Source organism: Serratia sp. 201, from assembly GCF_037027545.1.
Lineage (GTDB): Bacteria > Pseudomonadota > Gammaproteobacteria > Enterobacterales > Enterobacteriaceae > Serratia > Serratia bockelmannii.
Map to the genome: position 1 here is coordinate 291,613 of NZ_JAXCHC010000003.1, position 25,730 is coordinate 317,342.

22 protein-coding genes are annotated in these 25,730 nt (G+C 61.7%); 10 read left to right on the top strand and 12 right to left on the bottom strand.

Going from position 1 to position 25,730, the window contains the following annotated elements:
- Window positions 1-192 precede the first annotated feature (192 nt).
- Both WA302_RS17025 and ftsP read left to right on the top strand, forming a co-directional pair.
- Entirely contained in the window at window positions 193-927 is a 735-nt protein-coding gene (locus tag WA302_RS17025; RefSeq protein ID WP_025304300.1) for a 1-acylglycerol-3-phosphate O-acyltransferase, read from the top strand.
- Window positions 928-1,059: 132 nt separating this feature from the next.
- Window positions 1,060-2,475 (top strand): cell division protein FtsP, encoded by a 1,416-nt coding sequence (gene ftsP / locus WA302_RS17030; RefSeq protein WP_025304299.1) that lies wholly within the window; start codon window positions 1,060-1,062, stop codon window positions 2,473-2,475.
- Window positions 2,476-2,492: 17 nt separating this feature from the next.
- Here the strand turns inward: ftsP and WA302_RS17035 are convergent, their stop codons facing one another.
- Window positions 2,493-3,404, bottom strand: coding sequence for a LysR family transcriptional regulator (locus WA302_RS17035; protein ID WP_043142098.1), 912 nt, complete (start codon window positions 3,402-3,404; stop codon window positions 2,493-2,495).
- 136 nt (window positions 3,405-3,540) lie between these two features.
- On the opposite strand from WA302_RS17035, the gene xapA reads away from it, so the two are divergent.
- Together xapA and WA302_RS17045 are read left to right on the top strand one after the other, a co-directional pair.
- Window positions 3,541-4,362: a xanthosine phosphorylase gene (xapA, locus tag WA302_RS17040; protein WP_142591165.1), complete on the top strand. Its 822-nt coding sequence runs from the start codon at window positions 3,541-3,543 to the stop codon at window positions 4,360-4,362.
- A gap of 81 nt (window positions 4,363-4,443) precedes the next feature.
- Window positions 4,444-5,709, top strand: a complete 1,266-nt coding sequence (locus tag WA302_RS17045) for a nucleoside permease (protein WP_151428209.1) — start codon at window positions 4,444-4,446, stop codon at window positions 5,707-5,709.
- Between the two features lie 28 nt (window positions 5,710-5,737).
- Here the strand turns inward: WA302_RS17045 and WA302_RS17050 are convergent, their stop codons facing one another.
- Window positions 5,738-6,670 (bottom strand): PfkB family carbohydrate kinase, encoded by a 933-nt coding sequence (locus WA302_RS17050; protein ID WP_151428210.1) that lies wholly within the window; start codon window positions 6,668-6,670, stop codon window positions 5,738-5,740.
- Entirely contained in the window at window positions 6,667-8,064 is a 1,398-nt protein-coding gene (locus WA302_RS17055) for a purine-cytosine permease family protein (RefSeq protein WP_049204426.1), read from the bottom strand. The genes WA302_RS17050 and WA302_RS17055 overlap by 4 nt, the downstream gene beginning before the upstream one ends.
- 657 nt (window positions 8,065-8,721) lie before the next feature.
- Between WA302_RS17055 and WA302_RS17060 the strand changes: the two genes are divergently transcribed.
- Both WA302_RS17060 and WA302_RS17065 read left to right on the top strand, forming a co-directional pair.
- Complete coding sequence (locus tag WA302_RS17060; protein WP_043142111.1) at window positions 8,722-9,456, top strand: GntR family transcriptional regulator; 735 nt, start codon at window positions 8,722-8,724, stop codon at window positions 9,454-9,456.
- An 80-nt stretch (window positions 9,457-9,536) separates the two neighbouring features.
- The gene (locus WA302_RS17065) at window positions 9,537-11,705 is read left to right on the top strand and encodes a YgiQ family radical SAM protein (protein ID WP_025304292.1); all 2,169 of its coding nucleotides are present in this window, start codon (window positions 9,537-9,539) and stop codon (window positions 11,703-11,705) included.
- Between the two features lie 63 nt (window positions 11,706-11,768).
- Here WA302_RS17065 and WA302_RS17070 read toward each other — a convergent pair whose 3' ends face one another.
- The 3 genes from WA302_RS17070 to yqhD form a co-directional block, all read right to left on the bottom strand.
- Window positions 11,769-12,374, bottom strand: a complete 606-nt coding sequence (locus WA302_RS17070) for a transglycosylase SLT domain-containing protein (protein ID WP_025304291.1) — start codon at window positions 12,372-12,374, stop codon at window positions 11,769-11,771.
- A 143-nt stretch (window positions 12,375-12,517) separates the two neighbouring features.
- The gene (dkgA, locus tag WA302_RS17075) at window positions 12,518-13,342 is read right to left on the bottom strand and encodes a 2,5-didehydrogluconate reductase DkgA (RefSeq protein ID WP_261456615.1); all 825 of its coding nucleotides are present in this window, start codon (window positions 13,340-13,342) and stop codon (window positions 12,518-12,520) included.
- A gap of 287 nt (window positions 13,343-13,629) precedes the next feature.
- Window positions 13,630-14,793, bottom strand: a complete 1,164-nt coding sequence (gene yqhD, locus WA302_RS17080; RefSeq protein ID WP_049208377.1) for an alcohol dehydrogenase — start codon at window positions 14,791-14,793, stop codon at window positions 13,630-13,632.
- 226 nt (window positions 14,794-15,019) lie between these two features.
- Between yqhD and WA302_RS17085 the strand changes: the two genes are divergently transcribed.
- Window positions 15,020-15,907 carry an AraC family transcriptional regulator gene (locus WA302_RS17085; RefSeq protein WP_227255625.1) on the top strand — a complete coding sequence of 296 codons (888 nt, stop codon included), beginning with the start codon at window positions 15,020-15,022 and terminating at the stop codon, window positions 15,905-15,907.
- Between the two features lie 7 nt (window positions 15,908-15,914).
- Here WA302_RS17085 and WA302_RS17090 read toward each other — a convergent pair whose 3' ends face one another.
- Window positions 15,915-16,943 carry a zinc-dependent alcohol dehydrogenase family protein gene (locus WA302_RS17090; RefSeq protein WP_060448055.1) on the bottom strand — a complete coding sequence of 343 codons (1,029 nt, stop codon included), beginning with the start codon at window positions 16,941-16,943 and terminating at the stop codon, window positions 15,915-15,917.
- 107 nt (window positions 16,944-17,050) lie between these two features.
- Between WA302_RS17090 and WA302_RS17095 the strand changes: the two genes are divergently transcribed.
- Window positions 17,051-17,971 (top strand): LysR family transcriptional regulator, encoded by a 921-nt coding sequence (locus tag WA302_RS17095; protein ID WP_261438995.1) that lies wholly within the window; start codon window positions 17,051-17,053, stop codon window positions 17,969-17,971.
- 10 nt (window positions 17,972-17,981) lie between these two features.
- On the opposite strand, the gene WA302_RS17100 is transcribed toward WA302_RS17095, so the two are convergent.
- Together WA302_RS17100 and metC are read right to left on the bottom strand one after the other, a co-directional pair.
- Window positions 17,982-18,644 carry a DedA family protein gene (locus WA302_RS17100; RefSeq protein ID WP_025304285.1) on the bottom strand — a complete coding sequence of 221 codons (663 nt, stop codon included), beginning with the start codon at window positions 18,642-18,644 and terminating at the stop codon, window positions 17,982-17,984.
- Window positions 18,645-18,789: 145 nt separating this feature from the next.
- On the bottom strand, window positions 18,790-19,986 hold the full coding sequence (gene metC / locus WA302_RS17105; protein WP_336064635.1) for a cystathionine beta-lyase: 1,197 nt from the start codon (window positions 19,984-19,986) through the stop codon (window positions 18,790-18,792).
- Window positions 19,987-20,417: 431 nt separating this feature from the next.
- On the opposite strand from metC, the gene exbB reads away from it, so the two are divergent.
- Both exbB and exbD read left to right on the top strand, forming a co-directional pair.
- Window positions 20,418-21,395, top strand: a complete 978-nt coding sequence (exbB, locus tag WA302_RS17110; protein ID WP_072269874.1) for a tol-pal system-associated acyl-CoA thioesterase — start codon at window positions 20,418-20,420, stop codon at window positions 21,393-21,395.
- A 3-nt stretch (window positions 21,396-21,398) separates the two neighbouring features.
- On the top strand, window positions 21,399-21,821 hold the full coding sequence (gene exbD / locus WA302_RS17115; RefSeq protein ID WP_004937307.1) for a TonB system transport protein ExbD: 423 nt from the start codon (window positions 21,399-21,401) through the stop codon (window positions 21,819-21,821).
- A gap of 55 nt (window positions 21,822-21,876) precedes the next feature.
- Here the strand turns inward: exbD and WA302_RS17120 are convergent, their stop codons facing one another.
- Genes WA302_RS17120 through WA302_RS17130 form a run of 3 tightly spaced genes read right to left on the bottom strand, consistent with a single transcriptional unit; the run spans window position 21,877 to window position 25,721 of the window.
- Window positions 21,877-22,920 carry a substrate-binding domain-containing protein gene (locus tag WA302_RS17120; protein WP_025304281.1) on the bottom strand — a complete coding sequence of 348 codons (1,044 nt, stop codon included), beginning with the start codon at window positions 22,918-22,920 and terminating at the stop codon, window positions 21,877-21,879.
- A gap of 21 nt (window positions 22,921-22,941) precedes the next feature.
- Window positions 22,942-24,351 carry a glycoside hydrolase family 32 protein gene (locus tag WA302_RS17125; protein ID WP_197824329.1) on the bottom strand — a complete coding sequence of 470 codons (1,410 nt, stop codon included), beginning with the start codon at window positions 24,349-24,351 and terminating at the stop codon, window positions 22,942-22,944.
- Window positions 24,351-25,721 carry a sucrose-specific PTS transporter subunit IIBC gene (locus tag WA302_RS17130; protein ID WP_043142125.1) on the bottom strand — a complete coding sequence of 457 codons (1,371 nt, stop codon included), beginning with the start codon at window positions 25,719-25,721 and terminating at the stop codon, window positions 24,351-24,353. The genes WA302_RS17125 and WA302_RS17130 overlap by 1 nt, the downstream gene beginning before the upstream one ends.
- Between the last annotated feature and the right edge of the window lie 9 nt (window positions 25,722-25,730).

Here is a 25,730-nt window from a genome sequence, read left to right on the forward strand (position 1 = left end):
TTTTTGCTGGCGTTTATTTTCCAAATAGTTAACATTTCTGCGCATAAAATTATTGTGCGTACTGCCGCCTGGCAGGAAAATAGCGAGAAATGCGGGCGACATGGGCGTGCTTATCGCCCGGCCGGCAAATAATGAGTAAAGGAATCTGCGCAGCGAAGTAAACTGCGTTGGCAGTGTGCTAATGAGGTTGTTATGTTATTGATTTTGCGTGCCGTTCTCGCCACTCTCTTCTGTATTCTGGTGTGTATTTTCGGTTCTATTTATTGCTTGTTCAGCCCGCGCAACCCCCGCCATGTGGCGACCTTCGGCCATCTTTTCGGCCGCCTGTCGACGCTGTTCGGCATCAAGGTTGAAACCCGCGTGCCGGCCGATGCGGCCAACAACGGCAAGTGCATCTATATCGCCAACCACCAAAATAACTACGACATGGTGACGGCTTCTAATATTGTGCAGCCGCGCACCGTGACCGTCGGTAAAAAAAGTCTGGTATGGATCCCGTTTTTCGGCCCGCTGTATTGGCTGACCGGTAATCTGCTGATAGATCGTGATAATCGCGCCAAGGCGCACGGCACCATCGCCCAGGTGGCGGAGCAGTTCAAAAAGAAAGACATTTCTATCTGGATGTTCCCGGAAGGAACCCGCAGCCGTGGCCGTGGGCTGATGCCGTTTAAAACCGGCGCGTTCCACGCGGCCATCGCCGCCGGCGTGCCGATTGTACCGATCTGTGTATCCACCACCAGCGGTAATATAAATCTTAATCGCTGGAATAACGGGCATGTGATCGTCGAGATGTTGGCGCCGGTGGATACCAGCAAATACGGCAAAGAAAACGTGCGCGAGCTGGCGGCCCATTGCCGCGAGCTGATGGAGGCGAAAATCGCCGAATTGGACGCTGAAGTCGCCCAGCGCAACGCCGCCAAAAAATAAGAGTCTACCGGCTTCAAAGAATAAGGTTTTAATTGGCGTTCAGCGCCGTTAACGCCTGAACGCCTGCTAATCTTGATTGGCGGGCGTTTGGGTTTTGCACACGGTTTAGTTATTGCTTTTCATGGAGAAGATATGTCACTCAGTCGACGTCAGTTTTTACAGGCATCGGGCCTGGCGCTGTGCGCGGGCGCCGTGCCGCTGAGGGCTGAAGCGAGCGGAACGCAGACCCCGTTACCCATTCCCCCGCTGCTGGAGTCTCGCCGCGGTCAGCCGCTGTTCCTGACCTTGCAGCGCGCCCACTGGGCGTTTATGGATAACCGCAAAGCGGCGGTGTGGGGCATCAACGGCATGTACCTGGGGCCGACGGTGCGGGTTTACAGCGGTGACGACGTCAAACTGATTTACAGCAACCGTCTGCAGGAGCCGGTGGCGATGACCATCAGCGGTCTGCAGGTGCCGGGCACCCTGATGGGCGGCGCGCCGCGCATGATGTCACCCAACGTTGACTGGTCGCCGGTGCTGCCCATCCGTCAGGCGGCGGCTACCTGCTGGTACCACGCCAACACCCCAAACCGTATGGCGCCGCACGTTTACAACGGGTTGGCCGGGCTGTGGCTGGTGGAGGATGCCGTCAGCAAAGCGCTGCCGCTGCCCAACCACTATGGCGTCGACGATTTCCCGTTGATCATTCAAGACAAACGCTTCGATAACTTCGGCACGCCACAATACGACGCGCCGTCGCAGGGCGGCTTCGTCGGCGATACGCTGTTGGTTAATGGCGTGCAAAACCCGTATGTCGACGTATCGCGCGGCTGGGTGCGTTTGCGCCTTCTAAATGCCTCCAACGCGCGGCGTTATACCCTGCAGCTCAGCGACGGGCGGCCGTTCAACGTGATCGCCAGCGATCAGGGCTTCTTGCCTGCGCCGGTCGCGGTGCAACAGCTTTCGCTGGCGCCGGGCGAACGCCGGGAAGTGCTGATCGACATGTCGAAGGGCGAGGAGGTGACCATCACCGCCGGTGAAGCGGCGGGCATCATGGATCGCCTGCGCGGCCTGTTCGAGCCGTCGAGCATTCTGGTGTCCACCCAGGTGCTGACGCTGCGCCCGACCGGCCTGCTGCCGCTGGTGACCGACAACCTGCCGATGCGCCTGCTGGCGGATCAGCTGTTGGACGGCAGCGCCAGTCGCACCCGCGATTTCCGACTGGGCGACGGCGGCGCCGGCATCAACGGCGCGATTTGGGACATGAACCGCATCGACGTACAGGCACAGCAAGGCACCTGGGAACGTTGGAACATTCACGCGGATACGCCGCAGTCGTTCCATATTCAGGGCGTGCAGTTCCTGATCAAACGCGTCAACGGCGCGCAGCCGATGGCGGAAGATCGCGGCTGGAAGGACACCGTCTGGGTCGATGGCGACGTCGAGCTGTTGGTGTATTTCAACCAACCTACCTCCGAACACTTCCCGTTCCTGTATTACAGCCAGACGCTGGAGATGGCCGATCGCGGCACCGCCGGCCAGCTGATGGTACAGCCGACAATGTAACCCGCTCTGCGGGCCGCTTAGGGCGCCCGCAGCATCTCCAGGAAGGCCTGCACCACCGGCGTGACGCTGTCTGCGCGGTAAACCGCGTACAGATCCGCCGGCGGCGCCTGTTGCAGCGAGCAAAAGCGTACGCCGGGCCACGGAATGCGGCCGTAGCTGTCCGGCAGCAGCGTAATGCCGCAGCCTTCCGCCACCAGCGCCAGCAGGGTTTGCGGCTCGTTAACCTGATAAGCGACGTCCGGCAAAAATCCCTGCTGCAGGCACAGATTGTGCAGATACAGCCCCAGGCTGGCCTCATGCGGCGGCAGCACGATGAAGCTATCGTTCTGCAGCGCCGCCAGCGGAATGTTTTCCTGCTGCGCCAGCGGATGATCAAGCGGCAGCACGACGGCGATGCTTTCGCTTGCCAACCGTTGGCAGGTCAACCCCGGCAGCGTCTGTTGCTGTGCCTCTCGCCAGACCCCGATGTCGATATGCCGCTTTTGCAGCGCGATGATTTGCTGGCTGGGCGTCAGCTCGTTCAACGACCAGGTGACGCCGGCGCTCCGCTCGCTGAATCGCCGCAGCGCCGCGATCAGGCCGCCCCAGGCCGAGGTGCCGACCATACCGACCACCATATGGCCGCCTTCGCCACGCCCCATCTGTTGCACCTGATGCAGCGCGCTGTCGGCCTGATCCAGCAGTCGCTCGACGTTGCGCAGCAGCGTGCGGCCGGCCGGCGTCAGCGTCATGGAGCGGGTGGTGCGTTTGAACAGCACCACCCCGAGCTGGCTTTCCAGATCCTTGATGTGCTTGCTGAGCGGCGGCTGTGACATATTCAGCCGTCGCGCCGCTTGGGTGAAGTTCATCTCTTCCGCCACCACGCGGAAATAGTGCAGCAGGCGGAAGTTAATCCGGCCGGGATCGGGCAGGGCTTGGGGCGGGTTCATCCGGGGTAAGGCCTCCTGTGACGCAGCTCAACTTATAGGTAAATGGAATAAATCGGCCGCCAAGAATGTATTGGTCTCGGCCGCGCCTCGCTCTCTACTATGGGGATTATTATCCCCCGCTGAAAGAGAGAATACGATGTTTAATCAAGAAGATGCTTTTACCTGCGCCGATGTCGTCCGCACCCGTTTGCCGGGCTTCCAGCCGAAAGCGGCCTTGATTCTCGGCTCCGGGCTCGGCGCTTTGGCGGAGGTGATGACCGAAACCGTCACCCTCGACTACGCGGAGCTGCCGGGTTTCCCGGTGAGCGGCGTCGCCGGCCACGCTGGGCAACTGGTTGCCGGCAAGCTGGAGGGCGTGCCGGTCCTGTGCATGAAAGGGCGTGGTCATTTCTATGAAGGACGCGGCATGCAGGTGATGACCACCGCAGTGCGCACCTTCAAACTGCTGGGCTGCGAATTCCTGCTGGCGACCAACGCCGCCGGTTCGCTGCGCCGCTCGGTGGCGCCGGGCAGCCTGGTGGCCATTACCGATCACATCAACTTCATGCCGGAATCGCCGCTGGTCGGCGCCAACGACGAGCGCTTCGGGCCGCGCTTCTTCAGCCTGGCGAACGCCTACGATCGCGATCTGCGCGCCCAACTGGCGGCGGTGGCCGAAAGCGCGGGCATCCCGCTGGCGGAAGGGGTATTCGCCGCCTACACCGGGCCGAATTTCGAAACGCCGGCGGAGATCCGCATGATGCAGACCCTGGGCTGCGACGTGGTGGGCATGTCGATCGTGCCGGAAGTCCTGACGGCGCGCCACTGCGGTCTCAAGGTGTTGGTGGTGTCCGCGATGACCAACTACGCCGAAGGGTTGTCGGACACGCCGCTCTCCCATGAACAAACGCTCAGCTGCGCGGCGCTGGCGGCGGACGATTTCATGCGCCTTATCCGCGAGCTGTTCAAAACGCTGTAAGACCGCAAGCAAACCGGCGGCGGGCTGCAGGGGGCCTGCTGCACCAATCATCGTTGAAAGCATAATAACAAGGTGATGGCGATGGCGATAAAAACACGATTAAAAGTCATGATTTTCCTGCAGTTCTTTATTTGGGGCGCCTGGCTGGTGACGCTGGGCTCCTACATGATCAACACGCTGCATTTCAGCGGTATGCAGGTGGGAATGGTTTACAGCGCCAAGGGTATCGCCGCGCTGATCATGCCGGGGCTAGCGGGCATCATCGCCGATCGATGGATGAAGGCCAACTACCTGTATGCGCTTTGCCACCTGTTCGGGGCGCTGGCGCTGTACTGCGCGGCGCAGGTCGAGCAACCGATGCTGATGTTCTGGGTGATGCTGTTCAACGCCATGGTTTATATGCCGACCATCGCGCTCTCCAACGCCATTTCCTATTTTTGCCTGGAGAAGCACGGCTTTGACACGGTGAAGGACTTTCCGCCGGTGCGGGTGTACGGCACGGTGGGATTCATTCTGGCAATGTGGCTGGTCGGTTTCAGCCAAATCGAGCTCAGCAATCTGCAGCTGTATCTGGCTTCTGCGGCGTCGCTGCTGCTGTCCGCCTATTCGCTGACGCTGCCGCGCTGCCCGACCAACCGCGCGGCCGAGTCGAAGAGCTGGGTGAGCGTGCTGGGGCTAGATGCGCTGGTGTTGTTCCGCCAGCGGCGCATGGCGCTGTTTTTCCTGTTCGCCATGTTGCTTGGCGCGGCGCTGCAGATAACCAATACTTTCGGTAACCCGTTTCTGCACGATCTGTCGCTCAATCCGCTGTATCAGGACAGCCTCAGCGTCCGGTATCCGGCGGTGCTGCTGTCGCTGTCGCAGATCTCCGAAGTGTTCTTTATCCTTACCATTCCCTTCTTCCTGCGCCGTTACGGCATCAAGCAGGTGATGTTGATCAGCATGGCGGCCTGGACGCTGCGTTTCCTGTTTCTGGCTTACGGCACGCCGGTCGGCTTTGGTTTCGTGCTGCTGCTGTTGTCGATGATCGTCTACGGCTGCGCCTTCGACTTCTTTAATATCTCCGGCGCCATCTTCGTCGAGAAGGAGGCCGACCACCGCATCCGCGCCAGTGCGCAGGGGCTGTTCATGACCATGGTCAATGGTCTGGGCGCCTATGTGGGTGCGCTCGCCAGCGGCGAAGTGGTGGATTTCTTCAGCCATGACGGCGTGAAAGACTGGCAGAGCATCTGGCTGGTGTTTGCGTTGTATACGCTGGTGCTGGGGATTGTGTTCGCGTTGAGCTTCAACTACCGCCACTCGCCGCAGGAGAGTGCGGCGGCGGCGGCGGCGGCGCAGCAAGGCTGAGGGCGCCGAGTGACGGCGCCTTGAAACGTCAGGCCTGCGAGAAGCGCTGTTGCAGTTGGTGCCGGTCCGGCGGATTGGCGGCGCCGAGGCTGGCCACCACGCAGGCGGCGACCCGGTTGGCCAGATCGACCGCCCGCGGCAGCGGCCAGCCGGCGGACAGCCCCGCCAGCAAACCGGCGCAGTGGGCATCGCCCGCGCCGATGGTATCGACCACGTCCACCGTATAGGCGAGAACGTGCAGCGGCGGCGTGCGGCCGTCGCAGATCCAGGCGCCGTCGCGATCTAGGCGGCAGATCAGCGTCAGGTTACGGGCGGCGGCATAGCGCTGCGCGGCATCCACGGCGTCACCCGCGCCGCACAGCGCGGCCACTTCGTCGCGGTTGAGCGTCAGCAGGGTGTGGCTGTCGCTGAGCATGGCGAAGAAATCTTCGCTGAGTTGGGCGATGCGCGGGCCGGGATCGATCAGACGCGGTTGGTCGAACGGCATGCGCGTCAGCCACTCGCGCAGCGCTTCGCCGTTTTCGCCCGCCAGCTCATAGCCGCTGGCGTAGATCAGGGTGTGTTCCGTCAGCGGCAGCGTGGCCAGCTGCGCTTTATTCCATTGGCTTTCGCAACCGGAAACCGTGATGAAGGTGCGTTCGCCGTTCGGCTCCACCAGCGCCAGGCACCAGCCGTTGTCCATCTGGCCGTGGCGCAACAGCACCTCCAGCCCCAGTTCGCCCATGGCGGCTTCGACAGCCGCGCCCCATTCGCCGTTGCCAACCGGCATGCCGTTAATCACCGGCACTTCAAGGCGCGTCAGCGCGCGCGCCACGTTGAACGCGCAACCGCCGATTTGCCGCGCCTGCGGCTGGGCTTCGATATCTTCGCCGCTGGTCGGCAGGCGGGGCAGCGTCATCACCAGATCGCCGACCGCGCCCCCAATCACCAGGACAGGTGTTACAGCTTCCCACTCACTCATTGATGTTCTCTGCGTTGGGTCAGGTACAGACCGTAAGCGATCAGACTCACCGCAAACGACACAAACAGCCCCAGGCTGGAATCGGCAAACAAGCCTTTGGCCAGCGGGCCGTCGATAAAACCAGTTTTAGTGACCAGCAGGCCGCACAGGGCGCCGAGGAACCAGCAAAACAGCGGGGCTTTGCGCACGCCGCGGTTCTGGCCATGCAGGCCGTACAAAGCGTTGCCATCATACCCGTGGCGACGGCGCAGGCACAGGTAATCGAGCAGGAAAATCGCCTCCCAGGCCGCCAGGAACACCCCGCAGAACACCAGGAAGGAGATGAACGGCCCCATAAAGTCGCCGGAGATGAACAGCACATACAGGGCGATGCCCAGCACCACGACCGCGTCGATCGATACCGCCAACCACTGTTTGACCTGCACGCCGATGGTCAGCAGATTAAGGCTGGCGGAATACAGGCTGAGCACCGCGATGGTGACGATGCCGGCGGTGGCGGCTAGCAGATAAGGGATCGCCATCCAGGCGGGCAGCACCGAGCCAATCAGCGCGATGGGGTTGGCGGCGCTGGCCAGATCGGGCAGCTGCACGGAAAGCAGAATACCGGCCAGCATCAGCAGCATTAGCGGCAAACAGGCACCGCCCATCACCGCGGCGAAAATGCCTTTGCTCGACGAGCTCGGGCTTTGATAGCGGCTGTAATCGGCGCCGGCGATCGCCCAACTGATGCCGGTGCCGGCGGCGATCACCGATACCGCCGGCAGGAAGCCGGTCAACCAGCTGCCGGAAGGCAGCGCCAGCACCTGGCTCCATTCGGTGTTGAACAGGATATAGAGCACCACGATCAGCGTCATGGTGCCGAAGATGCGGCTGAACCAGCTTTGCATCCAGACCACGGTATTTTGCCCCAGCAGGCTGACGACGACAGTGAGCCCGCCGAACAACAATAGGCTGAGCGCGGTCAGCAGGTGGCTGGCCCCCAACCCGAAGGCCTCGAACAGCGCCGCCAGCGTCAGGGTGCCGGTGATCACGTTGACCGCTTCCCAGCCCATCAGGTTGATCCAACTGAACAGGGTGGGCGCCACGTTGCCCTTCAGCCCGAAAATCACCCGCGACAGCGTCAGCGTAGAGGTGCGCCCGCGCTTGCCGGCGAAGCTGGTGAGGCCGACCAGCACGAAGCTGGCGACGCCGACCAGCGCGGCGAGCACCGATTGCAGAAAAGATAAGCCGAAGCCGACGATGATGGCGCCGTACACTACGCCGAGGATGCCGATATTGGCCGCCGACCAGATCCAAAACAGCTCGATGGGCTTGCCGGTCTGCTCCGCGTCCGGCACCCGGTCGATACCGGTGCTTTCTACCTTCCATGCTTCATTGCGATTGATATCGGTCATAGCAAATGATCCCTGTTGCGCAGGGCCGCGAGGGCCGCCGCAGTTGACTGAAAATCGATTCCGTTGGCGCGGTTGAGGCCGGCTATCCCGTTGTCGGGGGACGACGCCGATTCCGCGCAGTGTGTAGCGGCTGAGACCGCCAGGTCTGTCAAAATGAGGGCGGTATCCGCCTTATCGGGTGAGGCACGTCGGCCGCACGGCGCCAATGAGTGTAGCCAAAGAGTGGGTCTGCAGCGGGGGTTGGCGAAGCGGGTACGTTTCTATTTGCCGACATCAGTCCGGTTCGCTCACGCGATAGGATCCTGTGACGCGGCTATGAGCCGTGAGCAAGCTATCCATTAGCTCCGTTGCTTATTATCGGCCGTTTGTGCTGGCAGTATATGCCCGCTGCCGGCCATCAAGGGTATCCTTTAGGGCTGGCAGCGGGTTTTTTATTGTTTTTAAAGTGGGTCCCTGGTGTTGGTGCTATTGATGTATCAACATCAATAAGCACAGATTACGCGCGATCTAGATCCAATGAAAGTCCATTAGGCAAAAATTGTGATGCCACTCTGAAAACATTAGCGATATTTTAGTTAAGGTGAGGGGCTTATCGCTGGACAGGCGATAGGATAAAAATGAAATTCAGACAAATGGCATAAGCAGGAGGGCGGGCGAATGACGGATTTTATGGCCTGGCTGCGTGGCCATCTGGCGCAGGGGGCGGTAGCGCCGCGTTATATTCAGCTGGCGACGGCGATAGAAACTGCAATCAGGCAGCAGGTGTTGGCGGCGGAGGCGTTTTTGCCGCCGGAACGGCAGATGGCGGAAGGCCTGGCGCTGTCGCGCGTCACCGTCAGCAAGGCGATGAAGCTGCTGGAGGAGAAGGGGCTGATTTCTCGGCAGCAGGGCGTTGGTACCCGCGTGGCGATGCACATTGGTTATTCCCTCGATAAGGACAGCGGTTTCACCGCTCAGGCGCTGCGCCACGGCAGCCGCGTCAGCAATCGATGGCTGCTGCGCACCCGGGTCGGCGCACCGGCCAAGGCCGCGGCGGCGCTGGGGCTGGCGGAGGGAGACGAGGTGATTAAACTGCGGCGGTTGCGCTTGCTGAACGGCAGCCCGGTCTCGCTGGAAACTACCTATATACCGCCGCGCTTCCTGCCAGAACCGGGGCAGCTGGAACATTCGTTGTATGCGCTATGGCAATCGCGCGGCATCGTGCCTGAAGATAAACACTTTCTGTTGAAGGCGGTATCCTGCAGCGACGAGGTCGCCGAACTGCTCAACGTACCGTGCGGCGCGCCGTTGTTGCACATCATCCAGACCAGCCGCAACGCCCGGGGCGAGGCATTGGAGTACAGTGATATCTTGTGCCGCAGCGATGTTTATGAATTCGAGGTGAATGGTTAGCGAAATAACCATGCTCTTTTTGTCACTAGTGCGTATAATCGCCGCCCGGCGATTAATTAACCTGTAAAAAGAGCGGCAGAATGAGCACCACCAGCCTGATCCAACCCGATCGTGAACTGTTTTCCTATAAGCCTTATTGGGCTGAATGTTATGGCACCGCGCCATTTTTACCGATGTCGCGAGCCGAGATGGATCAACTGGGCTGGGACAGCTGCGACGTGATCATCATCAGCGGCGACGCCTATGTTGACCACCCGAGCTTCGGCATGGCGATCATCGGCCGCATGCTGGAAGCGCAGGGCTTCCGCGTCGGCATCATCGCGCAGCCGGACTGGAGCAACAAAGAAGATTTCATGCGGTTGGGGAAACCGAACCTGTTCTTCGGCATCACCGCCGGCAACATGGACTCGATGATCAACCGTTATACCGCCGATCGCAAACTGCGCCACGACGATGCTTACACCGCCGGCAACGTCGGCGGCAAACGCCCGGATCGCGCGACCCTGGTCTACAGCCAGCGCTGCAAAGAAGCCTATAAAGACGTGCCGATCGTGTTGGGCGGCATCGAAGCCAGTCTGCGCCGCATCGCCCACTACGATTATTGGTCGGATACCGTGCGCCGCTCGGTACTGGTGGACTCCAAAGCCGACATGCTGATCTACGGCAACGGCGAACGCCCGCTGGTGGAAGTGGCGCACCGTCTGGCCGCCGGCGAGAAGATCGGCGATATCCACGATATTCGCAATACCGCGGTGATGCGTAAAGAAGCGCTGCCGGGCTGGAGCGGCGTGGATTCCACCCGCCTCGACAAGCCGGGCCGCATCGAACCTATCCCGAACCCGTACGGCGAGGATCTGCCGTGCGCCGACGGCGCCAAACCGAAAGAGCCGGAAGCCAAGCCTGTCACGGTGCGCGCCGCCAAGCCGAAGCCGTGGGAGAAGACCTATGTGCTGCTGCCGTCCTTTGAGAAAGTGAAGGGCGACAAGGTGCTGTATGCGCACACCTCGCGCATTTTGCACCATGAAACCAACCCAGGCTGCGCCCGCGCGCTGATGCAGAAACACGGTGACCGCTACGTGTGGATCAACCCGCCGGCGATCCCGCTGACCACGCCGGAGATGGACAGCGTCTTTGCCCTGCCTTATCAGCGTGTGCCGCACCCGTCTTACGGCCAGGATCGCATTCCGGCCTATGACATGATCCGTTTCTCGGTGAACATCATGCGCGGTTGCTACGGCGGCTGTTCGTTCTGTTCGATCACCGAGCATGAAGGGCGCATCATCCAGAGCCGTTCGGAAGATTCGATCGTTCGCGAAATCGAAGAGATCCGCGACAAGGTGCCGGGCTTTACCGGCGTGATCTCCGATCTGGGCGGCCCGACCGCTAACATGTACATGCTGCGCTGCACTAACCCGCGCGCCGAGCAGACCTGCCGCCGCGCCTCGTGCGTGTATCCGGAGATCTGCACCTACATGGACACCAACCACGAGCCGACCATCAAGCTTTACCGCCGCGCGCGTTCGCTGGAGGGCATCAAGAAGATCCTGATCGCCTCCGGGGTACGTTACGATCTGGCGGTGGAAGATCCGCGCTATATCAAGGAACTGGCGACCCACCACGTCGGCGGCTACCTGAAGATCGCGCCGGAGCACACCGAAGAAGGCCCGCTGTCGAAAATGATGAAACCGGGTATGGGCAGCTACGATCGCTTCAAACAGCTGTTTGATCACTATTCGAAGCAGGCGGGCAAAGAGCAGTACCTGATCCCGTACTTCATCTCGTCGCACCCGGGCACCCGCGATGAAGACATGGTGAACCTGGCGCTGTGGCTGAAGAAGAACCGTTTCCGCCTCGACCAGGTGCAGAACTTCTATCCTTCGCCGATGGCCAACTCCACCACCATGTATTACAGCGGCAAAAACCCGCTGAGCAAGGTGGGGTACAAGAGCGAAGACGTGGTGGTGCCGCGCGGCGAGCGCCAGCGTCGCCTGCATAAGGCGCTGCTGCGTTACCACGATCCGGCCAACTGGGCGCTGATCCGCACCGCGCTGGAAGAGATGGGGCTGAAGCACCTGATCGGCAGCCGCCGCGAGTGTCTGGTGCCGGCGCCGAGCATCGACGAGCAGCGCGAGGCGAAACGGCTGCAGCGCCATACCCGGCCGGCGCTGACCAAACATACCGATATTAATCGGCAGCGCACGCCGTCCAACCGGCCGCCGCGCAAACCGATTCGCAAGGCCAAGCCGTAACGACCACGCCGCGTGCGCAAACAAAAAGGAGAACCCCCGGGTTCTCCTTTTTACTTTAGCTAATTACAACCGTTCGTAAGCGGCTTCCACTTTCATCAAATGGCGCGGCGCCTGCGGTGCGGGATGGTATTTGCGCACGTGCCAGTTAAAGGCTTCTGGCGACAGGTTGTTGATCATCGCGATCGCCTGCTGGCGGTTGCTGGAGAAGGTGCGCAGCAGCGCGCCGGTGCCGTTGACGTAGGCGATGATGGTGGCGTAGCGCAGCGTGACGGGATTGGCGATCCCTTTAAGCTGTTGTTTTTGCAAGGTGGCCAGATAGGCGGCGCCGAGATCGATATTGGTGTCGGGATCCCGCAGGTCATCGTCGTCCGGGCAGCCGCGTTTGCCTTTGTAGCGGTAGGCATCGCAGCCGGCGGTATCGGCTTTCAGCTGCATCAGGCCGATCGCATTGGATCTGCTCACTGCGGAAGGGTTGAAGCCGGACTCCACCTGGATCATGGCGGTGATCAGCTTGGCGTCCACGCCGTATTCGCTGGCGGCGTCTTTGATGGCGCTATCGAAGGCGTGGCGATCGTAGCTGACGCGCTGTTTCTTGCCGGCGCAACCCGCCAGCACCAGCATGATGCAAAGCATGCCCAGCCGTGACCCGTGTGAGAAAGAGAATTTCATGGTGCTCCGTGCTTGTCTGTTTTTTAACGGCGTTAACCGGTGGCCGGAGCCTCCGGCGTCGTCATCATAACGTCAGGCGGCGCAAAGGAGCAATGTGTGGGAAGGAAAAGCCCCCTCCGGCGGGAGAGGGCTTGAGCGTGGGTTTACAGGGTATCCGGATCCGGCCCCAGGCGGTTGCCGACGTCCAGCTTGGCGATCTCGCCCAGTTCGTCCTTATCGAGTTTGAAATCAAATACCTCGAAGTTTTCGCGAATGCGCGACGGCGTGACGGATTTCGGGATCACGATAAGACCGCTGTCCAGGTGCCAGCGCACCACGATTTGCGCCGGGGTTTTCTCGTATTTCTCGGCCAGGGCCTTGATCAGCGGCTGGTCGAATACCCCTTCACCGCCCTGCGCCAGCGGGCTCCAGGATTCGGTGGCGATATGGTGCGTAGCGTTCCAGGCGCGCAGTTGGCGCTGTTGCAGCAGCGGGTGCAGCTCGATCTGGTTGACGACCGGCGCCACGTTGGTTTCATCCAACAGACGCTGCAGGTGCGGCGTATGGAAGTTGCATACGCCGATGCTTTTCACCAGGCCTTGTTCGCGCAGTTTGATCAGCTCGCGCCAGGCGGAAACGTATTGATCCTGCTGTGGGCGCGGCCAGTGGATCAGATACAGATCCACATAGTCCAGCTTGAGCTTTTCCAGACTGGTTTCCAGCGCCGCCAGCGGCTCGCCCTGATCGTCGTTCCACAGCTTGGTGGTGATGAACAGGTCGCTGCGCGGCAGCGCGCTGGACTGCAGCGCGGCGCCGACGCCTTCCTCGTTCTTGTAGATCGCGGCGGTGTCGATGGAGCGGTAACCGATCTCCAGCGCTTTGCTGACCGCGCGGGTGGTCTCTTCAATACTCGCCTGCCAAACGCCGAGACCCAACTGCGGCATCAGATTACCATCGTGGAGTTTGATGATGGGTTGTTGCGTTGTCATGCGCATCTCCTTGTGTACGGATTGCGGCGCCTGCGGCACCGAAACGGCTATAGATAAATTCTAGTTGGCAAAGTGGGCGGTTGCCGGGTTTGCCAGCCTAATTTCAGCGGTGGCGGGAGGGCGATTCTCTCCCCGCTCTCCCTGCGAATGAGCGGTAAGACGAAGGGTGCGAAACGATCGGCGGCGCGCTGAGGCGCCCGACGACGCCCGGCGATCGGCCGGGCGCCGGATGCGGCGAAAAATGGCTGACGGAGACTAAAGCCTAGCAAAAAATCGCCGTTTTGCGATTAACGCGCCGCTTCATAAATGCGGCGGCTGACGTCCAGGGTGATGTCTTGATGCTCGCCCAGGGCGGTCATGCCGTGCTGATGCAGCTTGTCGAGCAGCGCCGGAATGCTGCTGCCGTCGAGCTGATAATCCGCCATGCGGGTCGGTACGCCCATCTGTTCGAAGAAGGCGCGGGTGGCGGCGATGGCGCCGTCGATGCGGCTGTCTTCGCTGCCTTCGCGCAGGTCCCAGATGCGGTCAGCGTACTGCAGCAGTTTTTCGCGCTTCTGCGCTTTCTTCTCGTGCAGCAGCGCCGGCAGCACGATGGCCAGCGTTTGTGCGTGGTCGAGATCGTGCATGGCGGTCAGTTCATGGCCCAGCATGTGGGTCGCCCAGTCCTGCGGCACCCCGGCGCCGATCAGGCCGTTCAGCGCCATGGTAGCGCTCCACATCACGTTGGCGCGCACCGCATAGTTTTCCGGCTCGGCCAGCGCGCGCGGGCCGTCTTCCAGCAGGGTCAGCAGCAGGCCTTCGGCGAAGCGATCCTGCACCTTGGCGTCGACCGGGTAGGTCAGATACTGCTCCAGGGTGTGTACGAAGGCGTCGACCACGCCGTTGGCTACCTGGCGCGGCGGCAGCGAGTAGGTCACGACCGGATCCAGCACGGCGAAGCGCGGCTGCACCAGCGGCGAGAAGAAGTGCTGCTTGTCGCCGCTGCTTTTACGGGTGATCACCGCGCCGCTGTTGGACTCGGAACCGGTGGCCGGCAGCGTCAGCACGCAGCCCATCGGCACCGCGTCGGCGATGTGGCTGCCGACGGTCTGCAGGATATGCCAGGCGTCGCCGTTGGCGGTATAACGGGCCGCGGCGGCGATGAATTTGGTGCCGTCAACCACCGAACCGCCGCCGACCGCCAGCAGGAAATCGATGTTTTCCGCCTTCACCACCTCGACCGCTTTCATCAGCGTTTCGTAGGTCGGGTTCGGCTCGATGCCGGAGAACTCACGCACGTCACGGCCGGCCAGCGCGCTGTACACCTGATCCAGCACGCCGTTTTTCTTCACGCTGCCGCCACCGTAGGTGATCAGGATGCGTGCGTCCGCTGGGATCTGGCCGGCTACGTCGGCAATTTGGTCCTTGCCGAACAGGATTTTGGTTGGGGTATGCAGAATGAAGTTTTGCATGGTTGATTTCTCTCTTTCTGTCAGGCGGGCGCCAACGCGGCGCAAAGGTGTCTGGCCCGTATTGTCAGGAACCTGGCGGCAACGCACAATGCACATTCCTGTTTGGTTCTTGCCTATTTCTACAACTGCCTGTAGAAATGGAGAGCTTTAAATTATGATTTATGCCGAATCGTTCTGACTGTAAGAGGGTGTTTCCGTGACTGAAATCGATGCGCTGCGCAGCCGCATGGCACGCCAGGCGATGGCTATCGCCACCGGCAACGGCTACACGCCGTCACCGGTGCCGCGGGTGAAGATCCTGTATGTCGATCGCCACTGCCCGCGTCAACCGGTAATGTACGAACCGGGGATCGTCATCATCTTTCAGGGGCACAAGGTCGGCTATTGCGGCAACAAGGTGTTCCAATACGATCCGCGCAACTACCTGCTGATGACGGTGCCGCTGCCGTTCGAGTGCGAAACCTTCGCCAGCCCGGAGTTGCCGCTGGTGGGGTTGGCGGTCAATATCGATACCCAAATGCTGCAGGATTTGCTGATCGACATCGGCGACGACGACTACCTGATGCAGCCGCGGGCGGAGAGCAACGGGGTAAATCTGGCCGAGCTGACGGAAGCGCTGCTGTGTGCCACTGAACGCCTGCTGGACGTGATGGCCAAGCCGCTCGACGCCCGGGTGCTGGGGCCGCAGATCGTGCGCGAGATCCTCTACTATGTGCTGCGCGGCACCTGCGGTGCGTCGCTGCAGGAGCTGGTTAATCGGCATACCCACTTCAGCCAGATCGCCAAGGCGCTGCGGCGCATAGAAAATCAGTATGCCGACAATCTCAACGTCGAGCAGTTGGCCAGCGAGGTCAACATGAGCGTGTCGGCGTTTCACCATAACTTCAAGGCGGTGACCAACACCTCTCCGCTGCAGTACGTGAAATCGTACCGGCTGCATAAGGCGCGCCTGTTGATGGTGCATGACGGTCTGAAGGCCAGCACGGCGGCGATCCGCGTCGGTTACGAGAGCGCGTCGCAGTTCAGTCGTGAATTCAAACGGCTGTTCGGCATGACGCCGAGCGATGAAGTCGCCCGGCTGCGCGACGCCAATCCGCTGCTGCTGGAGGGCTGAGCCGCGTTTACGGGGTCAGAACGATCTTGCCGAACGGCCCGCGATCGAGATGATCCAACGCCTGCGGCAGCTGGTCGAAGCGGTATACCTGATCGATCACCGGCTGCAGGTTGACGGCGTCCACGGCGCGCACCAGATCTTCCAGCGCGCGGCGATGGCCGACGCCGATGCCCTGGATCTGCGCCGATTTCAGCAGCAGCAGGCCGGCGGGCGCGGAAATCTCGGCGCCCGCCAGCACGCCGATCACCGAGATGCGGCCGCCCACCGCCACGGCGCGTACTGAGTTGCCGAGATTCGGGCCGCCGACGGTGTCGATCACATGGTCGATGCCGCGATCCTGCGTCAGCGCATAAACCGCCTCCACCCAATCGCCGTTCAGCCGGTTGATGCCGTGACTGGCGCCCAGTGCCCGGGCGCGCGCCAGCTTTTCATCGCTGCCGGAGGTCACGTACACCTCGGCGCCGTGCGCTTTGGCGATCTGCAGCGCGAACAGCGCCACGCCACCGGTGCCTTGTACCAGCACCGTCTCGCCGGCATGCAGTTTGCCTTGCTCTACCAGCGCGAACCAGGCGGTCAGCCCGGCGCACGGCAGGGTGCTGGCCTGCGCGTCGTCCAGCGACGTCGGCGCCGCCACCAGCCAGTCTTCATGCAAAATCACGTATTCCGCCAGTACGCCCTGATAGAAGCCGCCAAGGGTGTGGTAAGGCACCTGGCGCGCATCGCCGTACGGTTTTTGCCGGCCGTCGAGCCAGCCGGGGCTGAAGGTAGAGATGACCCGGGCGCCGGGTTGGAACCGGCTGACGCCGGGGCCGATAGCGTCGACCTCGCCGGCCATGTCAGAGGCGGGGGTGAACGACTGCGGCAGCGTCAGCCCCATGCCGCTTTCAATCATCATTTTGTCGCGGTAGTTGAGCGCTACCGCCTTCACTTTCACTCTGATTTCGTGTGGCCCCGGCTGCGGGATCGCGTCGGTGGTCAGCTGCAGGTGTTCACGCCCCAGGGCGTCCATCGTCCAGCGTTGCATCGTGTCGGTCATGATGTTCTCCAAAGTCAGCGATTAACGACCTGTCGATAATATCGTTGATAGAGGTTCGCCAGTGGCGATAAGATTTCCGCAGATTGTTTCTTTCAGAGCGACAAATCATGAGCGATCGATTGAGCGGCATTTCGGTATTCGTCACCGCCGTGGAGGCGGGCAGTTTTGCGTTGGCGGCCAGTCGGTTGCACCTGTCGCGTTCGGCGGTAGGGAAAACCATCGCCCGGCTGGAACAGCGGCTGGGCGTGCGGCTGTTTCATCGCACCACCCGCAGCCAGAGCCTGACCGACGACGGTGCGTTGTTCTATGAGCGCTGCCTGCGGGCATTGGAGGAGATCCGCAGCGCGGAAACGTTGCTGGAGTCGGGCAAGCGGCAGGTCAGCGGCCGGCTGCGGGTGTCGATGCCGGTGCTGTTTGGCCGCATATGTATTGCGCCGTTGCTGACCGATCTGACGCGTGAGCACCCTGGCCTGGAGCTGGAGCTGTCGTTCAGCGATCGGGTGGTGGATCTGATTGAGGACGGTTTCGATATGGCGATCCGTAACGGCACGCTGGCCAACAGCAGCGGGCTGGTGGCGCGTCGTATCGGCGATCACCGCATGACGCTGTGCGCCTCGCCGGCGTATCTGCAGCGATGCGGCGAACCGCACAGCATCGAGCAATTGGCCCAGCATGAGGCGGTGACCTATATGCGCGCCGGAGCGCGGCGCAGCTGGCGGGTGCTGGACGAGAACGACAAACCGCAGGACGTGATGCCGAATAACCGGTTGCAGATGGACGATTTGCAGGCGATTGCGGATGCAGCGACGGCGGGTTTCGGCATCGCCTGGCTGCCGTGCTGGCTGGTGCGTGAGCAGCTGTTGAGCGGGGCGCTGGTGCGCTTACTGCGCGATCGGCCGGGCACCGCCTTTGATGCGCATGCGGTATGGCCACACACGCCCCACCTGCCGCTGAAGGTGCGGCTGGCGGTGGATACGCTGGTGAGCAAGTTGCCCGCCAGTCTGGCGTTGGTCGAGAAGGCGCTGTAGTGCGCCTGGATCAGGAGGAGGAGGCGCGCTTTTTACGCCAGATCACCAGCATGGCGCCCAGCAGGCCGACGAACAGCAGCAACAGCGGCAGCAGCATCAGGCCGGTCATCACCTGGCTTTCGTAGCGTTTCACCAGAGGGATTTGGCTGAACGCGTAGCCGAGGCCGACCAGCGCGCAGACCCAGATCGCCGCACTCAGCCAGTTGAACACCTGGAAGCGCGAACTGTTGAGCCCGGAAATTCCGGCCATGGTCGGCAGCAGCGTGCGCACGAAGCCGAGGAAACGGCCGATCAGCAGCGCCGTCAGCCCGTGGCGATTGAACAGGTTATGAGCGCGCTGGTGATATTGCGCCGGCAATTGCAGCAGCCAGCCTTTCACCAGGCCGGTGTGGCCCAGCCAGCGGCCCTGGATATAGCTCAGCCAACAGCCGAGGCCGGCGGCGGCGGTCAGAATCAACAGGGTGGGGGCAAAGCCCATCACGCCTTTGGCGATCAGCGCACCCGACAGCAGCAGCAGGCTGTCGCCGGGGAGGAAGGAGGCGGGCAGCAGTCCGTTTTCCAAAAACAGGGTGGTGAAAAGCACGGCATAAACCACCCAAATCACGCTAGGATCGGCGAGGGCGATAAAGTCCTGTTGCCAAAGCGCATGAATAATCTCTCGTAATACATCCATTTTATGTCCTGTTGCATGCCGGTTGCGCCCGGGGTCACGTTCTCCAGGATGCGGCGGTTACCGTATCTGACAGTTATCCGGTTAGTGTACCGCTAATAGCTTAAGCCGACATTAAACGAGACGAAGAAAATTACCGGAATCCGCCTTAGCGCACGCCGTTGAGGCGATCGAAACCGGCCGCCAGATCGGCGATCAGGTCTTCGACGTTCTCCAGGCCGATGTGTATGCGCACCAGCGTGCCGGAGAAATCGACGCCGCCCTCCGGCCGGATGGCTTCCAGCTCTTCCGGCTGGTTGGCCAGGATCAGCGACTCGAAGCCGCCCCAGGAGTAGGCCATGCTGAAGTGGCTGAAGTTGTCCAGGTAAGCGGCCAGCTGGGCATCATCCAGTCGCTCTTTCAGCACGAAAGAGAACAGCCCGTTGCAGCCGCTGAAGTCGCGGCGGTAGAACTCGTGGCCCTTGCAGCTGGGCAGGGCTGGGTGATTGACCGTCGCCACCTCCGGCCGTTCGGCCAGCCAGTTGGCGACCTCAATGCTGCTGCGCTCGTGCTGCTTCAGGCGCACGCTCAGGGTACGCAGGCCGCGGCTCGCCATGTAGGCGGTGTCGGCATCCACCATCTGCCCCATCAGATAGGAGTACTCGCGCAGTTGCTCCCAACAGCGCGCGTTGGCGACGGCGGTGCCGAGCATGTAATCGGAATGGCCGATCAGGTATTTGGTGCCGGCCTGAATGGAGATATCGATGTCGAAATCCAGCGCCTTGAACAGCACGCCTGCCGCCCAGGTGTTGTCGATCATGATCACCACCTCCGGCGCCACGGCACGAATGGCCTGCACCATGGCCGGGATATCCTGCACTTCCAGAGTGATGGAGCCGGGGGATTCCAGGAACACCACGCGGGTATTGGGTTGGATCAACGTGGCGATATCGGCGCCGATCAACGGATCGAAATAGGTGGTGCTGACGTTCATGCGACCGAGGATGTGGGTGCAGAAATCCTGGGTCGGTTCGTACGCCGAACCGGTGACCAGCAGGTGATCGCCGGCGCCGACGAACGACAGGATCGCATTGGCCACCGCCGCCGCGCCGCAGGGGTACAGCACGCAGCCGGCGCCGCCCTCCAGCTCGACCATCGCATCTTGCAGGGCGAAGTGGGTCAGCGTGCCGCGTCGGCCGTAAAACAGCTCGCCGTGGGCGCGTTGCGCGGTGGCGTGCTTTTTGGCGGCGACGGAGTCGAAGACCAAAGAAGAGGCGCGTTGCGTGACGGGATTGACGGAGCCCTGGGTGTAGCGTTTGCCGCGGCCGGCGCCGATCAGCGTGGTTTCGATGTGTTTTGACGTCATGGTACCTGGCTCACCTCTGGTTGCTCTGCACGTGCCCGTTTACGATAGCCCTTACGTTAGCATGAGTTGATATAGCCATCCAGACGTTTTAACTTCTGGATATAGAAACGGCTATAATTGGCTGTCAGCGGCGCATTTCTCGCCTCATCCTTCTGCCGAGCGGCGAGAGAGAAGCCCATTCATCGGTCGAGACGTCGTTCGGCAGGGTGGTCTTGTTGCACCGTTGTGGGAGAAAAGTAACGAAATAACCCCATAAAAGGAGCGTTTGGCGGTGAACGGGCGCGGATTGGCGCTTTGCCGCGGGGCTGGCTAAAATTTTCGCGTTTATTTGGTAAATAATAATGAGAACTACTATCAATCCCCGGTTGGTTTGATATGATCGCACGCTGAATTATTCCTTAATTTTGATCGGTAATGGGTGGAGGCACAGCGTGAAAACGGCTGGCAAGAATTTAAATCAAGGATCGTTCGGTCAGGGCCGGGCGCAGTGGGGCAAGGCCTTTGGCCGCAGCCTGATGGCTTCTATGGTGCTGGTTGTGGGGCTGGCCGGCAGCGCGCAGGCAGCGCCGGCGGCCAATCCGGCCGTTACCGAAAGCGTTGCGCCGACCACCGCGCCTGCACCTGCAGCCGCTGCGCCGGAAAGCATCACGCCGGTGAACCCGGCACCGACGATCCAGCCACCGGAAACCCGCGGCATGGACCTGTCCATTTGGGGCATGTACCAGCACGCCGACGCGGTGGTGAAAGCGGTGATGATCGGCCTGGTGCTGGCGTCTATCGTGACCTGGACCATTTTGTTCGCTAAAGGCAGTGAACTGCTGCGCGCCAAGCGCCGTCTGCGTCGCGAGCAGTTGGCACTGGCCGAAGCGCGCTCGCTGGATGAAGCTTCCGAGCTGGCGCAAAACTTCTCCCCGGAGAGCGTCAGTGCGGTACTGCTGAACGATGCGCAAAATGAGCTGGAGCTGTCTGCGGAATCCAACGACAACAACGGCATCAAAGAACGCACCGGTTTCCGTCTCGAGCGCCGCGTGGCGGCCTACAGCCGTAACATGGGCCGCGGCAACGGCTTCCTCGCCACCATTGGTGCCATCTCGCCGTTCGTCGGCCTGTTCGGTACCGTCTGGGGCATCATGAACAGCTTTATCGGCATCGCCCATTCGCAGACCACCAACCTGGCGGTCGTGGCGCCGGGCATCGCAGAGGCGCTGCTGGCGACTGCGATGGGCCTGGTGGCGGCGATCCCTGCGGTCGTTATCTACAACATCTTCGCCCGCGTCATCAGCGGCCATCGCGCCCAGGTAGGCGACGTGGCGGCGCAGGTCTTGCTGCTGCAGGGCCGCGATCTGGATCTGGCCGCAACGGCGGAAGCCAAGCGCTCACAGCACGCACACCAACTGCGGGCGGGGTGAGTCATGGCGATGCGCTTAAATGAAGATCTGGACGACAGCGGCGAACTGCATGAAATCAACGTGACGCCGTTTATCGACGTCATGTTGGTGCTGTTGATCATCTTTATGGTGGCCGCGCCGCTGGCAACGGTAGATATTCGCGTCGATCTGCCGGCCTCCTCCGCCAAACCGCAGCCGCGGCCGGAAAAACCGGTGTTCCTGTCGGTGAAGGCCGACAAGCAGCTCTACGTCGGCGATCAGCCGGTGAATGCCGATCAGTTGACTTCGGTGCTGGATCAACGCACTCAGGCGAACAAAGAAACCACCATCTTCTTCCAGGCAGACAAGAGCGTGGACTATGAAACGCTGATGAGCGTGATGGACACCCTGCGTAAAGCCGGCTACCTGAAAGTGGGGCTGGTGGGCATGGAAGGCGCCGCCAAGTAGCGGTAGCACAACGATAAAGGGCGCTCAGGCGCCCTTTTTTATTGATTCAGAAATATCACTCCCCGGCCAACAACGCCCGGGAACCGGCATGACGCCAGTGGATACGGCCCGGCAGATAAAGCGCATGCTGTTCCAGCGGCCGCTCGTCGATGAGCGCGGTCACCTGGTCGAAGCTATGCTGCGCCAGCGCCCGGCAGTCTTGCGCGACCGTATCTATCTTCAGCGTCATGCAATCGAACAGGTAGTGATCGTCGAAGCTGCACAGGTGGATATCGCTCTCCATCAGCTGATGCTGCGTCAGATAACGCAACACCCCTTCCAGCAGGCCACAGGCGGCGGTGAACAGCGCTTTGGGCGGACGCCCCAGCTGTGCGCACAGCTGAGCGAACATCTCGTAACCCGAACTGGGGTGGTAGCTGCCGTTGATGATCCATTCCGGTTTGCACGTGATGCCGGCGCGCTCCAGGCCAAGCTGGAAGCCGGCGAGGCGATCGCGGGTCGGCGAAATGCGCGGCTGCCCGCCGAGAAAATAGATCTCATCCGGATGTTGGCGCGCGACCTTTTCCACCAGGTCGGCGGTCGCATTAACCGAGTCGGTGATCACCAGCGGCAGTTCGGAACCGGCGATCAGGCGGTCCATCTGCACCACCGGTAGCCCGGCGTTGATCTTCTGGTATTCGGCATCGTTCAACTGGCTGGAGGCGACGATCAAGCCGTCCACCTGCCGCTGTACCAGACTGTTCACCGCCATCATCTCCTGCGCCGGGTTTTCATCGGTGCAGGCGATCAGCAGCTGCAGACCGGCTTCGCGGCACAGCGTTTCCAGCTCGCGCGAAATCACCGCAAAGCCGTAGTTGGTCATCTCCGGCACCACCAGCCCCAGCGTGTGGCTGCGGTTGGAGCGCAAAGAGCGGGCGTGGATGCTGGGCTGATAATGGTGTTCGTGCGCCAGCGCCAGAACGCGGTCGCGGGTGTCGTCGGACACCCGATATTCCTTGCTGCGGCCGTTCAGCACCAGGCTGGCGGTCGATTTCGACACCCCGGCCAGCGTGGCGATGTCACTGATGGTAATGCGTTTATTTTTTTTCACTGACGCCATCTGAAGTCATCGGAGGATGCGTCATTCTAGCATGCATGGCGTCAGCGGCCAGTATTCCAACGCCAGCGGCGCGCTTCCGGACAGCCGCAGTTGCGGCTCGCTGGCCGGGAAGTAGCGCGCGCTCATCACCGCCTCGCCGCGGTTGATGAAGATCTCCACGCTGGAACGATCGAACAGCAACTGCAGATGCGTGACCGGGCCGCGCCAGTAACGGTGCTCCGGCTGGCCGTCGGCCAGGGAAGCGCGCGTCAGCTGCAGCCTTTCGCCGTCCCAGTTCAGCGTCATTGCCTCGCCAAACGCGGCGCTGAACGCGCCCTGCGGCGTCAACTGCAGCTCCGCAGCCCCCAGCGCATAGGCGGGGGCATCATCGGCACAGCCTTGCCAGCATGCTCGCTCGCCGCGCAGCTGTTGCAGCTCGCGCGCCGGGCGCTGGTGGAGGCGGCCATGCCGCAGCGACAGCTCGCGTGGGCAGGTCATGGTGTGGATCCAGCCGTAACGGCGCGTCGGATGGGCTTCTTCATCTTGCTCGGGCACGCCCATCCAGCCGAACAGCAGGCGGCGGCCATCTTCCGCCAGCGTCGTCTGCGGTGCATAGAACTCGAAGCCGGCGTCCAGCTCGCGAAATTCGCCGTGGCTGAAGGCCGGCTGCAGGTAATCCAGCTTGCCGAGCAGATAGCCGGCCTGATAACGGTTGAGATAGCGTTCCGGCTGCGGCGCCAGCCCCTGCGGGCAGCATATCAACACGTCGGCGTCCTCCAGCGAGAACAGGTCTGGGCACTCCCACATGTAGCCGAATTCACCCAGGTCGTGCAGGCCGGAACCGGCGATCTCGCCCAGCGGTTGCCAGCCGCGCAGATCGCTGGAACGAAGCAGCAGCACCTTGCCGCGATCCTGCAAGTCACGCGCGCCGAGCACCATGTACCAGGTATCCTGATGACGCCACACTTTGGGATCGCGTACGTGCCCGCTGTAGCCGTCCGGCAGCGGCAGCACCGGCCCGAGCTTGCGGTATTCGCCCCGATCGCTTTCCTGAGCTAGACATTGATAGGCAGTGCGTGAGCCGTCGGGGAATTTCACATTGCCGGTGTAGATCAGCGTGATTTTATCTTCCGCCACCACCGCCGAGCCGGAATAACAGCCGTGGCTGTCGTAACAGGCACCTGGTGCCAGGGCGAGCGGCTGATGCGCCCAACGCAGCAAGTCGCTCGACTGCCAGTGTCCCCAGCACTTGTTGCGATGATCGCAGCCCAGCGGATTCCACTGATAGAACAGGTGATAAACGCCGTTGTGCTGGATGAAGCCGTTGGGATCGTTCAGCAGGCCAACGCTGGGCGCCAGATGCCAGGCCGGGCGGTGCGGATCGCGCAGCGCGCGTGGCTGGCCGTTCATGACCGCCTGCATCGCCTGTTTGATTAAGCTGAGTTCTTCCATCATTGCGCGTCCGTTTTATATTTCAACAGGAGGGAGAGTATGAAGGCGGTGCCAAACGCGATCGCCAGGCCGATGATATAGCTGACCAGCGAACTGGCCTGCACAATCGCCATGCCAGGGATCGCCGTCAGCCCGACCGCGTTCATGCCGACGTGGTTGGCCACCACCCAGGCGCCGCCGAGCGCGCCGCCCGCCAGCGCTGCCAGGAAGGGTTTCACGAAGCGCAGGTTGATACCAAACAGCGCCGCCTCGGTGATGCCGAGCATGGCGGAAAAGGCGGAAGGCACCGCGATGGCTTTGATTTTGGCGTCGCGGGTTTTGAAATACACCGCCAGGCAGGCGCCGCCCTGAGCGATGTTGGCCATCGACCAGATCGGCAGCAGGAAGTTGACGCCGATAGTGGGGTTGCCGAGCAGCCCGGCCTCTACCGCGTGGAAACTGTGGTGAATACCGGTGATGACGATAGCGGAATAGAGGCCGCCGAACAGCAGCCCGGCGAACCACCCCGCATGGGCAATCAGCGTGCTGAGCACGAAGGAGATGCCGTCACCCAGCGCGCGGCCGGCGGGGCCGATAAACAGCAGGGCGACAAACCCGGAGATCACCACCGTCAGGAACGGCGTCAGGATCAGATCGAGCGCGTTGGGGATCACCTTGCGCAGCCGTTTCTCCAACAGGCTCATGAACCACACCGTCAGCAGCACCGGGAACACGGTGCCCTGATAGCCGATCATGGCGATGTCCAGCCCGAAGAAGTTCATGGTGTGGAACCCTCCCGCGACGCCCCAGGCGTTGGTCAGCGCCGGATGGGTCAAAATGCCGCCGAGCGTGGCGCCCAGGTAGGGATTGCCGCCGAATTCGCGTGCGGCGGTGAAGCCGATCAGAATCGGCAGGATAATGAACGCCGCCGAGCTGAACATATCCAGCATGATGAACAGCGCGCTGTTGGCATCGGCCCAGCCGTAGGTTTTCACCATGCCGAGCAGCCCCATCAACAGGCCGGAAGCGACGATCGCCGGGATGATTGGCACGAAGATGTTCGACAGCAGGCGGGCGATGCGCTGCAGCGGGTTGAGCTTTTTCGCCGCGATATCGGCGGCTTCGGCCTTGCTGGATTCGCTGACGCCCGCTGCCTTGATGAATTCCGCATGCACCTTGTTGACCAGCCCGGTGCCGAAGATTACCTGGATTTGACCGGCGTTGCTGAAGCAGCCTTTGACGCCGTCCAGTTTGCCGATGGCCTCTTTGTCCACCTTGCTGTCGTCCACCAGCACCAGACGCAGGCGCGTGGCGCAGTGGGCGGCGCTGGCGATGTTCTCTTTACCGCCGAGCAGCGGCAACAGCGCGTTGGCGGTTGCGGTAATGTCCATGTTGTCCCC

Coding starts and splice junctions, on each gene's coding strand:
- WA302_RS17025 (WP_025304300.1), top strand. CDS start 193: ATGTTATTGATTTTGCGTGCCGTTCTCGCCACTCTCTTCTGTATTCTG.
- ftsP (WP_025304299.1), top strand. CDS start 1,060: ATGTCACTCAGTCGACGTCAGTTTTTACAGGCATCGGGCCTGGCGCTG.
- WA302_RS17035 (WP_043142098.1), bottom strand. CDS start 3,404: ATGAACCCGCCCCAAGCCCTGCCCGATCCCGGCCGGATTAACTTCCGC.
- xapA (WP_142591165.1), top strand. CDS start 3,541: ATGTTTAATCAAGAAGATGCTTTTACCTGCGCCGATGTCGTCCGCACC.
- WA302_RS17045 (WP_151428209.1), top strand. CDS start 4,444: ATGGCGATAAAAACACGATTAAAAGTCATGATTTTCCTGCAGTTCTTT.
- WA302_RS17050 (WP_151428210.1), bottom strand. CDS start 6,670: ATGAGTGAGTGGGAAGCTGTAACACCTGTCCTGGTGATTGGGGGCGCG.
- WA302_RS17055 (WP_049204426.1), bottom strand. CDS start 8,064: ATGACCGATATCAATCGCAATGAAGCATGGAAGGTAGAAAGCACCGGT.
- WA302_RS17060 (WP_043142111.1), top strand. CDS start 8,722: ATGACGGATTTTATGGCCTGGCTGCGTGGCCATCTGGCGCAGGGGGCG.
- WA302_RS17065 (WP_025304292.1), top strand. CDS start 9,537: ATGAGCACCACCAGCCTGATCCAACCCGATCGTGAACTGTTTTCCTAT.
- WA302_RS17070 (WP_025304291.1), bottom strand. CDS start 12,374: ATGAAATTCTCTTTCTCACACGGGTCACGGCTGGGCATGCTTTGCATC.
- dkgA (WP_261456615.1), bottom strand. CDS start 13,342: ATGACAACGCAACAACCCATCATCAAACTCCACGATGGTAATCTGATG.
- yqhD (WP_049208377.1), bottom strand. CDS start 14,793: ATGCAAAACTTCATTCTGCATACCCCAACCAAAATCCTGTTCGGCAAG.
- WA302_RS17085 (WP_227255625.1), top strand. CDS start 15,020: ATGGCACGCCAGGCGATGGCTATCGCCACCGGCAACGGCTACACGCCG.
- WA302_RS17090 (WP_060448055.1), bottom strand. CDS start 16,943: ATGACCGACACGATGCAACGCTGGACGATGGACGCCCTGGGGCGTGAA.
- WA302_RS17095 (WP_261438995.1), top strand. CDS start 17,051: ATGAGCGATCGATTGAGCGGCATTTCGGTATTCGTCACCGCCGTGGAG.
- WA302_RS17100 (WP_025304285.1), bottom strand. CDS start 18,644: ATGGATGTATTACGAGAGATTATTCATGCGCTTTGGCAACAGGACTTT.
- metC (WP_336064635.1), bottom strand. CDS start 19,986: ATGACGTCAAAACACATCGAAACCACGCTGATCGGCGCCGGCCGCGGC.
- exbD (WP_004937307.1), top strand. CDS start 21,399: ATGGCGATGCGCTTAAATGAAGATCTGGACGACAGCGGCGAACTGCAT.
- WA302_RS17120 (WP_025304281.1), bottom strand. CDS start 22,920: ATGGCGTCAGTGAAAAAAAATAAACGCATTACCATCAGTGACATCGCC.
- WA302_RS17125 (WP_197824329.1), bottom strand. CDS start 24,351: ATGGAAGAACTCAGCTTAATCAAACAGGCGATGCAGGCGGTCATGAAC.
- WA302_RS17130 (WP_043142125.1), bottom strand. CDS start 25,721: ATGGACATTACCGCAACCGCCAACGCGCTGTTGCCGCTGCTCGGCGGT.